The organism is Limnospira sp. PMC 289.06, assembly GCF_032350395.1.
Lineage (GTDB): Bacteria > Cyanobacteriota > Cyanobacteriia > Cyanobacteriales > Microcoleaceae > Limnospira > Limnospira platensis.
Genome location: NZ_JARPLC010000315.1, coordinates 1 through 1,367, shown reverse-complemented (window position 1 = coordinate 1,367; position 1,367 = coordinate 1). Strand labels below are relative to the sequence as shown.

Sequence of the window (1,367 nt, the reverse complement as noted above, 5' to 3'; positions counted from 1 at the left end):
GAAATATGGAAGCCGGGGGAAGGGCTAAATTGGCTCACTATGGTCTGGATTCATACTTTCCCCTGGGGGCGTTTTCGGGGCGATCGCGCGATCGCGTGGAAATTGCACAACGGGCTGTGGTTTTAGCCCAGCAACAGTTAGGGAAAGTCTCCCCGGAGCGATTATATGTTATTGGTGATACGCCCCACGATGTGCGCTGCGGGCGGGCGATTGGGGCGAGGGCGATCGCGATCGCTTCAGGACACCATGGCGCTGAAGAGTTGAGAGATTGCGGTTCTTGGTGGGTTTGGGATGCACTTCCCCACCCCCAGCAGTTTTTGGAGACGGTGGGACTTAGGGAAACTGTTTATTGAGTTGGGCTACTTTGCACTCAAATTAGGGCTGGGAGTATCGCGTCGCTGACTGATTTGGGTTCAACTGTCTGAGTTGGTGCTTCTGGCTGTTGATTTTTTAGTCATGAGTATAGCCATGGGAGACGAATACATTGAATCTAGGCGATCGCTCCTCCCCTTGTCAACCCCTTTATTCTTTTATGGCGACGATTTGAGCCAGGGATTATGATGGATAATCATAAAAAAGGAGATGTTTCGGAAGGAGAATTTAGAGGTGATGGAGTGGCAAAGTGTGGTTAACTCGATTGATGAGTTTGTGTTTGAACAAACTGGGGAACACTTGGATAGTCTGCAATTAGCGATTTTAAAGGGAGTCCTGAATGGGGACAAGTATAGTGCGATCGCCAAGCAGTACGGATGTAGTACAGGTCATGCCAAGGATAAAGGCTACGAACTGTGGCAGTTATTATCAAAAGTCTTTGATCAAGATGTTAATAAATCAAATTTAGTCGCTACAGTTGAGCGTTTAGGGTTTGTAAATTATCAGCATCATATTGTCAATAATTCTGTTAAAATTAGTAATATTAATTTTTGCAATAATTCTGAAACAGCTAATTTAGAACATCAGGATAAAGTCCATCCTGAATCTCCAGTCAAAAATACCATATATGAAGACCAAATAGTTGAACATATCTTGCAAGAGACTAAATTTAAGGCGGTGGAGAAACTAAGTCAACTCGGTTTAACACCGGAACAAATTGCCGAATCCTTAGATTTACCCTTACCAGAAGTTCAGAATTGGATCGAGTAAATTTATGTGAATTTTGAGAATTATGGATTAGATTATCTGGCATCACAGTATGGATTTTGGATGACACTATTCGGTTCTACACTATCGATAAGCCAGGTACTTTTATTTTGGTCAAAAATTAAATTAAATATCAAGCTTTCACAGGGAGTCTGGCCATTTTTCATGTGGTATTTCAACCACACTTTAATTTTGGCTTTGCTATTATTTTTAGCAAAAGTCTGGAA

At 42.4% G+C, this 1,367-nt stretch carries 2 protein-coding genes and 1 pseudogene; 2 read left to right on the top strand and 1 reads right to left on the bottom strand.

Annotated features, from left to right (window positions below; genetic code table 11):
• Together P5674_RS24785 and P5674_RS24780 are read left to right on the top strand one after the other, a co-directional pair.
• On the top strand, positions 1 to 353 hold a 353-nt coding region (locus tag P5674_RS24785; protein ID WP_006615833.1), incomplete at its 5' end, for an HAD hydrolase-like protein.
• A gap of 256 nt (positions 354 to 609) precedes the next feature.
• Positions 610 to 1,143 carry a hypothetical protein gene (locus P5674_RS24780; protein ID WP_315670400.1) on the top strand — a complete coding sequence of 178 codons (534 nt, stop codon included), beginning with the start codon at positions 610 to 612 and terminating at the stop codon, positions 1,141 to 1,143.
• A 32-nt stretch (positions 1,144 to 1,175) separates the two neighbouring features.
• Here the strand turns inward: P5674_RS24780 and P5674_RS24775 are convergent.
• Positions 1,176 to 1,367, bottom strand: a pseudogene (locus tag P5674_RS24775) (hypothetical protein); the annotation flags it as partial.

Coding starts and splice junctions, on each gene's coding strand:
- P5674_RS24780 (WP_315670400.1), top strand. CDS start 610: ATGGAGTGGCAAAGTGTGGTTAACTCGATTGATGAGTTTGTGTTTGAA.